7 protein-coding genes are annotated in these 6,970 nt (G+C 65.3%); 1 reads left to right on the top strand and 6 read right to left on the bottom strand.

What is annotated here, in order from left to right:
- Positions 1 to 22: 22 nt before the first annotated feature.
- Entirely contained in the window at positions 23 to 1,054 is a 1,032-nt protein-coding gene (locus AAG816_RS27175) for a TIM44-like domain-containing protein (protein WP_341992847.1), read from the bottom strand.
- Positions 1,055 to 1,183: 129 nt separating this feature from the next.
- The gene (locus AAG816_RS27180; RefSeq protein WP_341992848.1) at positions 1,184 to 1,606 is read right to left on the bottom strand and encodes a heme-binding protein; all 423 of its coding nucleotides are present in this window, start codon (positions 1,604 to 1,606) and stop codon (positions 1,184 to 1,186) included.
- Positions 1,607 to 1,966: 360 nt separating this feature from the next.
- Between AAG816_RS27180 and AAG816_RS27185 the strand changes: the two genes are divergently transcribed.
- Positions 1,967 to 2,620, top strand: coding sequence for a DUF1028 domain-containing protein (locus AAG816_RS27185; RefSeq protein WP_341992849.1), 654 nt, complete (start codon positions 1,967 to 1,969; stop codon positions 2,618 to 2,620).
- Positions 2,621 to 2,625: 5 nt separating this feature from the next.
- On the opposite strand, the gene AAG816_RS27190 is transcribed toward AAG816_RS27185, so the two are convergent.
- The 4 genes from AAG816_RS27190 to AAG816_RS27205 form a co-directional block, all read right to left on the bottom strand.
- Entirely contained in the window at positions 2,626 to 3,750 is a 1,125-nt protein-coding gene (locus tag AAG816_RS27190; RefSeq protein WP_341992850.1) for an ABC transporter ATP-binding protein, read from the bottom strand.
- Positions 3,740 to 4,558 carry an ABC transporter permease gene (locus tag AAG816_RS27195; protein ID WP_341992851.1) on the bottom strand — a complete coding sequence of 273 codons (819 nt, stop codon included), beginning with the start codon at positions 4,556 to 4,558 and terminating at the stop codon, positions 3,740 to 3,742. The genes AAG816_RS27190 and AAG816_RS27195 overlap by 11 nt, the downstream gene beginning before the upstream one ends.
- Positions 4,558 to 5,409 (bottom strand): ABC transporter permease, encoded by an 852-nt coding sequence (locus AAG816_RS27200; RefSeq protein WP_341992852.1) that lies wholly within the window; start codon positions 5,407 to 5,409, stop codon positions 4,558 to 4,560. Before AAG816_RS27200 ends, AAG816_RS27195 begins: the two co-directional genes overlap by 1 nt.
- A gap of 123 nt (positions 5,410 to 5,532) precedes the next feature.
- On the bottom strand, positions 5,533 to 6,561 hold the full coding sequence (locus AAG816_RS27205; RefSeq protein WP_341992853.1) for an ABC transporter substrate-binding protein: 1,029 nt from the start codon (positions 6,559 to 6,561) through the stop codon (positions 5,533 to 5,535).
- Positions 6,562 to 6,970 lie beyond the last annotated feature (409 nt).

The raw sequence follows: 6,970 nt of genomic DNA on the forward strand, positions 1-6,970 counted from the left end.
CGCACGCCCGGGCCGGATCCGATCAGGCTTCCTGGATGGCCGAGAGCTTCCACGGCGCGCCGCGGGGCCGGATGAAGGTCCACAGCTCGACGCTCTGGCTCGGGGCATCGCTGGAGCCCGGCGCCAGCGCGCCGGTGGTGCGATCGCGCAGGGTATCGCGGGCCTCGTAGCGCATGGCCACCGTGGCATATTCCAGCGCACCCTCGCGCCAGGCCTCGGAGAGGTCGCCCTGCAGCAGCTTCACGTCGCTGACCTGATTGCGCAGGCCGCGCTCCGCATTGGCGCGCAGTTCTTCCTCCAGATAGCCCAGCACTTCCGGGGTCACCAGATTGGCCAGGGCGGACCGGTCCTCGCGGCTGAAGGCCGCCTGGACATCGCTGAGGGTCTTCTCGAAGGCGTCGAAGTCCGCGGGCTTGATGCCCAATTCGTCCTTCACCCGCGGCGGCGCATTGACCGGGGCCGGCCCACGGCCGCCCCCCAGCCCGCCGAGGGCACCGCCGAGACCACCACCGAGACCACCCATGCCACCAAGACCGGACGAACCGTTGCCGGACGAACCATTCGGGGCACCGCCACCGAACATGCCGCCCTGATTGTCACGGGCCATGGGGGCACCGGCAGGCGCCGGCTGGCGACGATTGGCGAAGAAGCGCATCGCCAGCATCACCACGCCGGCCAGCAGCGCCGCCTGCAACAGCAGACCGAGGAAGCCCGAGAGGCCACCCAGACCGCCGCCGAACAGCATGCCCACCAGACCGCCGATCAACAGGCCGCGCATCAGATTGCCGGCGAAGCCGCCGCCGAACAGACCGCCACGGCTGGCCGCAGCGGTCGAAGCCGCGCCCTGCTGGTTATAAGGTGTGGTCGAGCGCTGGATCGGCGCGCTGGCGTTCGGAGCCGTAGTGGTGCTGGACGGGGCCTGATAGGTGCGCGAGCCGCGGCTGCCCATGCTGCCGCCCTGCCGCGCATCCGCCGCATCCAACACCGGTAGCGTCATGGCTGCGCCGAGCGCCACGACCGCGACAAACCCAGACAGACGCTTGAAAACACTCATGTTCATCCTCGATCGCGCAGGAACTGCGCAGCCCATGCCCTTACGGCATGCGCGTTGGATATAGGGAGGGGTCCAGGCCTTTGTCAGGGGCAAGGTGCCGATTTTTGCAGTTTTCCGATCACCGCTGCGTCAGACCGCATCTGCACCAAGGGCGCGCAGGGCAGCGCGGGCCACTTCCACATCCTGCGCCCCGGTGCCGGAGCCGACGCCGATACCACCGACGCAGATCCCGCCCATGAGGATGGGCAGCCCGCCCTCCAGATTGGTCAACCGCCCGCCGCTGGCCAGTGCCAGCTTGACCTCCAGCTCCGGCAACAGCCGCGAGGTCGGCTGGCGATGGGAGGCGGCGCTGATGGCCTTGGATACCGAGGTTTCCCGCGACAACAGCTTGGCGCCATCCATACGCACGAACGCCAGGAGGTTGCCGCCCTCGTCGACGATGGAGATATTCTGCGGCACGCCCAATTCATGGGCCTTGGCCACCGCGGCCCCAAGGGCTGTCAACGCCCCCACATGGGTCAATTTCGCGGCGGAACGGGTGTAATCGTTCAAGCAGGCCTCCCCTGAAATGGAATCAGTTCCGGCCGAACGCGAGCCAGGAACCCTGCCGACGGCAGCGCACCCGCGTTTCAGCGCGCGCCCGGCTGACGCCGACGGGACTATAGAGGCCCCCTCCGGCGTTTGTGCAACAGCCGGGGCAAAAGCCGATCATCGCGGCACCAGCCACCCGGCTGCAGATATTGAATCCCGGCAACAGCGACAATTCAAAGGAAATGCAATTCCACCTTCCACCCACACAAGAAGGCAACATATTAGAAAATTTAAGTTAAAATCTACTTTTAAATAATATATACTCTTATATTATAATCAAAAAGCATCACTTTCTAAGATAGAAACCGAAGGACAGCCTGAATGACCTATTCTATTGCCGCAAGATGCCCAAAGACGGGCGCTTTCGGCGTCGCCATTACCTCGTCCAGCATCTGCGTTGCCAGCCGCTGCGCCTGGGTCGGGCCGCTGGGGCTGGTCACCACACAAAACATCACCGACCCCGCCCTCGGTCCCGCGGGTCTTGCCTTGCTGCGCCAGGGTCTCGGCGCCAAGGCGGTGCTCGACACCCTGCTGGCCGGCACCCCTGAACCTGCCTACCGCCAGGCCAGCGTGATCGACCGCTATGGCCAAGTGGCCTGGCACTCCGGCGCCCATGCCCTGCCCCTGGTCGGCATGGCGGTCGGGCCCGCCAGCATCGCGCTGGGCAATCTTCTGGCCGATCCCGAAGTGCCCGCCGCCATGCTCGCCGCCTTCGCCGCCGACGAGGCGCCGCCGCTGGCCGAGCGCCTGCTGCGTGGCCTGGAGGCCGGCTTGGCCGCGGGCGGCGAAACCGGAGACGAGCATGCCGCCGGCCTGCATGTGGCCCAGACCTATGACTGGCCCGTGGTGGACCTGCGGGTGGACTGGCACGACGACCCCATCGCCGAACTGCGCCACCTCTGGACGCTCTATGCCCCGCAGCAGGCGGCCTATGAGGCCCGCGCGCGGGTGCCGTCGGTGGCGCCCGCCTTCTGAAGCACTCACCCCTCCGGCGGAAAGGCGATGCCGCCGCCGGAGGCCGGGGTGACACCCACGGGCTGGCCGACGGGCCAACGCGCCGGGGCCTCGGTGCCCGGCACCCGCACCAGCAGGCGCCCACCCTGTGCCGCCGGGCTGTCGATCACCACGTCCACATGGGAGCCCTGATAGACATGGGCGGCGATGGTGCCCGGCACGCCGGAACCTGCCTCGCCGATGCTCAGGGCATCGGGCCGCACGAACAGATCCACCGGGGCGCCGGGGGCGAGGCCTTCGACGGTTTCGGCCGGCACCGCCACCCGCAGGGTGCCCAGCAGCACGGTTGCCTGGTCGCCCAGACGCCGCTCCAAGCGGGCCGGCAAGACATTGATATCGCCCACAAACGAGGCGACGAACCGGTCGGTGGGGCGGCGATAGATCTCGTCCGGCGTGCCCACCTGGCGAATACGCCCCGCCGACATCACGGCGATGCGGTCGGACATGGACAGCGCCTCGCCCTGGTCATGGGTGACGAAGATGGTGGTGACCCCCAGCCGGCGCTGGATCTCCTTCAGTTCCACCTGCATGGAGCCGCGCAGATTCTTGTCCAGGGCCGAGAACGGCTCATCCAGCAGCAGCAGCTTGGGCCGGATTACCAAGGCGCGGGCCAGAGCGACGCGCTGCTGCTGGCCGCCGGAGAGTTCCTTTGGCTTGCGGTGGCCGAAGTCGGAGAGCTTCACCAAAGCCAGCATATCCGCCACCCGCGCGGCGATCTCCGCCTTGGGGACGCCGCGGGCGGCGAGGCCATAGCCGACATTCTTGGCCACGCTCATATGGGGAAAGAGCGCGTAGTTCTGGAACACCACCCCGATTTCGCGGGCATAGGGCGGGGTCTCGGTCATCAATTGACCGTCGACGAAGATCTCGCCGCCGTCGCTCTCCAGGAAGCCGGCCAGCAGGTTCAAAAGCGTGGTCTTGCCGCAGCCGGAGGGGCCCAGCAGGGTCATGAAGGTGCCCTGCTCGATCTTCAGCCAGGCCTCGTGCAAGGCGGTGAAGGCGCCGAAGCGCTTGGTGACGCCGTCGATCTGCACCCCGACGGCGCCGGGGGCGAGCGCGGGGGCGCCAGGGGGAATGCGTTCAGCGGGCATGCTCAACGTTCAGCACCTTTCCGAGGCCGAGGAATGCATTGGCGAGCGTCAAAAGCGTTGCCGTCACAAGGATATAGACCACGGACAGCGCCGCCAGGGTCGGGTCGGCATATTCGCGGACATAATTGTACATGGCCACCGGCAAGGTCTGGGTGGCCTGGGCGGTGACGAACAGCGAGGCGGTGAACTCATTGAACGACAGGATCGCCGCAAACAGCCAGCCGGACACCAACCCTGGCAGCAGCAAAGGCAAGGTAACCGTTACCAGCGCGCGCCCCGGCCGGGCGCCGAGGCTGGCGGCGGCCAGTTCGAGGCGGCTGTCTAGATTGCGCAAGGAGACATAGACCGAGCGCATGACGAAGGGCAGCACCAGCACCACATGGGTGAGGATCACCACCGCAAAGGTGCGGTTGGCCTGGATCTGTGCCGCCAGGATCAGGAAGCCCAGACCGATGGTGAAATGCGGGATCACCAGAGGCGAGACCAGTATCCCCTCCAGTGTCCGCTTGGCCCGGAACGTATAGCGATCCAATGCGAAGGCAAATCCGGTGCCGATCACCAAGGCGATGGTGGAGGCGAAGGCGGTGATGATCAGGCCGTTCTGGAACCCGAGGGCGAAATCCTTGTAGGAGAACGCCCGGTAGAACCAGCGCAAAGAATAGCTGGTGGGCGGGAAGGTGAGGATGGCCTTGTCGTTGAAGGCCGAGAGCGTCACCACAAAGGCCGGCAGGATGATGAAGGCCACCACCAGGGCCACGAACAGGCGCGAGCTCCAGGTGATGAGGCGGTGGGAGAGCGGCCGGCGCATCAATGGGCTCCCAGGCGTTCAAGCGGCTTCAAGGCAGCCCGCGCCAGGGCCAGAACCGCCACCGTGAGGGCCAAAGCGGTGATCGAAAGCGCGGCGGCGAAGGGGAAGTTGAAAGACGAAAAACCCAGTTGGTATATGAGGGTAGACACCATGGGCACCCGCCCGCCGCCGATCATCTGCGGGGTGGCGAAGGCGGAGAAGGTCCAGGCGAAGGCGGTGGTCAGGCCGGCGACGATGCCCGGCATGGACAGCGGCAAGGTCACGGTCAGGAAGGTGCGGACCGGCCCGGCGCCGAGGCTGGTGGCGGCTTTTTCATAGTCCAGATCCACATGGGACAGGGCCGCGGCCAGCATGATGACCATCACCGGCAGGGTCACATGCACCAAGGCCACCACCACGCCGAAGGTGGTGAACATCATCTGCACCGGACGGTCGACGATGTGGAGACCGAGCAAAATCGAATTGATGAACCCGGAATTCCCCAAAACGATGATCCACGAATAAGTGCGCACCACCTCCCCCAGGAACATGGGGGTCAATGCTGTCACCAACAGAAAGGATTTCAACGGGATGGAGCGGGATCGCACAATGGCGTAAGCCAGCGGATACGCGACAATCAGCGTCGCCAGCGCAGTCATGAGACAGATTGCGACCGTCTGTAGGAACACATCGGCATAAAGCGGCCGAAGCATCGCCGTGAAATTGGCGAAGGTGAACCCGCCCGGCTCCATGGACCCCGGCACGAAGGCCCGGAAGGCGAACTGCAGGATGGCCGCCATCGCCGCCACCAGCGCGCCGGCGGCCAGCATGGCGGGGGAGACGAACAGGGCCAGGAACGGGCGTGTCTTCATGGGGCCGCCTGCGGAAGAAGGAGGCCGGCGGCGCCGCGCAGCCAGGGGGAAGCCGGGTGTCGCGGTGCCGCCGGTACGCCCGGCCGGATCACCGGCCGGGCAAGGGCGATGGTGAGCTGAGACTCACTTGCCCATCATGTTCTCGGCGAACCACTTGCGCCATTCGGCGGTCTTCTCGGCCCGCAGCTTGGGGTCGATGACGATCTGCTTCGACCACTGGTCGGCGGTGGTGAGCACGCCGGGGAGCTTGGCGATCTCCGGGTCCACCTTGGCATTGGTCACCGTGGGCGAGCCCTTCTTGAGCTTGGCGATCTCGCCCTGCACCGCCGGATCGAGGGCGATGTTGATGAACTTGTAGGCCAGCGCCTGCTGCTTGGAGCCGGCCATGATCGCCACCGTATCCACGCCCAGCACGCCGCCCTCCTTGGGGGTGGCCACCGTGATCGGCACGCCCTGGCCGATCATGTAATAAGCATTCATGGACAGCATGATCTGCACCGGGGTTTCCCCCGTGGCGATCAGCTGCTGCGAGTTGGCGTCATTGGTATAGAAGGCCTTGAAATTGGGCTTCAGCGCCAGCAGCTTCTGCTCGCCCTTCTGCCAGTCCGCCGGGCTGCCGCCGGAGAGCAGCGCCGACACCGCGATGATGTGGCTGGGGTCGAAATCGGGGGCCGCCAGCATGCCCTTCAGCTCGGGATTCCACAGATCGCCCCAGCTGTCGAACTTGATGTTCTTCGGGGTCAGGTCGGCGCGATAGCCGATGGTGTAGACATAGCCCCAGGTGCCGATGTGATAGGGGCTGACCTTGGCCTGGGCCACCAGATTGGCGGCATTGGGGATCTTGGTCTCGTCCAGCTTCTCGAACAGATTGTCGCCGGCATAGAGCCAGCCCACGTGCGAGGTGGTGAAGGTGATGTCGCTCTCCGGCGATCCCTTGGCGAGCTTGGCCTTGTTCAGCCGATCAATGGTGCCGCCGGTGATATATTCCACCTCGACGCCGGTCTCGGCGGTGAACTTCTTGCCGATGGTGTCGGCGATCAGATCGCGAAAGCTGCCGCCCCAGGTGCTCACCACCAGCTTGTCGGCAGCCTGCGCCGGCGCGGACAGCAGGGCCGCCATCACCGCACCCACGGCGATCAAAGAGGTCTTCATGTCCCGTTCTCCTTCTGGAGCCACCTTTTCGGCAGCATTATCTTAGGCAAGATAAGCAGATGTCCATGGTGCGATGCAAGCATACAATTGATGTATCGCAATATTTTTGAGCGTAACGCGGTAATTTAAACGCAGATAAGCTCCGAGATCAGCGGTGATCCGGAGGGCAGAGACAATACGGATTCTTTTTATACTTATTCGATACACTCAACTTTGAGCCACCCCCTCACCACGGCAACTCCGCCTTCATCCAACCGGCCACAGGCGGCACCCGTTTCACCCCCCTCCCTGCCCTCCCCCGCAAGGGGGGAGGGGCGCCCTCGTCAGAAGGGGCGCCTCCGGAGAAGGCCCCATCGGAGGACGCGCCAAGAAGGGGCACAGCCCAACCGCCACGCAACCGGATCACCTC

Source organism: Azorhizobium sp. AG788 (assembly GCF_943371865.1).
Taxonomy (GTDB): domain Bacteria; phylum Pseudomonadota; class Alphaproteobacteria; order Rhizobiales; family Xanthobacteraceae; genus Azorhizobium.

Bases quoted from the DNA above. Each gene is read 5' to 3' on its own strand.
- AAG816_RS27175 (WP_341992847.1), bottom strand. From the start codon at position 1,054: ATGAGTGTTTTCAAGCGTCTGTCTGGGTTTGTCGCGGTCGTGGCGCTC.
- AAG816_RS27185 (WP_341992849.1), top strand. From the start codon at position 1,967: ATGACCTATTCTATTGCCGCAAGATGCCCAAAGACGGGCGCTTTCGGC.
- AAG816_RS27190 (WP_341992850.1), bottom strand. From the start codon at position 3,750: ATGCCCGCTGAACGCATTCCCCCTGGCGCCCCCGCGCTCGCCCCCGGC.
- AAG816_RS27195 (WP_341992851.1), bottom strand. From the start codon at position 4,558: ATGCGCCGGCCGCTCTCCCACCGCCTCATCACCTGGAGCTCGCGCCTG.
- AAG816_RS27200 (WP_341992852.1), bottom strand. From the start codon at position 5,409: ATGAAGACACGCCCGTTCCTGGCCCTGTTCGTCTCCCCCGCCATGCTG.
- AAG816_RS27205 (WP_341992853.1), bottom strand. From the start codon at position 6,561: ATGAAGACCTCTTTGATCGCCGTGGGTGCGGTGATGGCGGCCCTGCTG.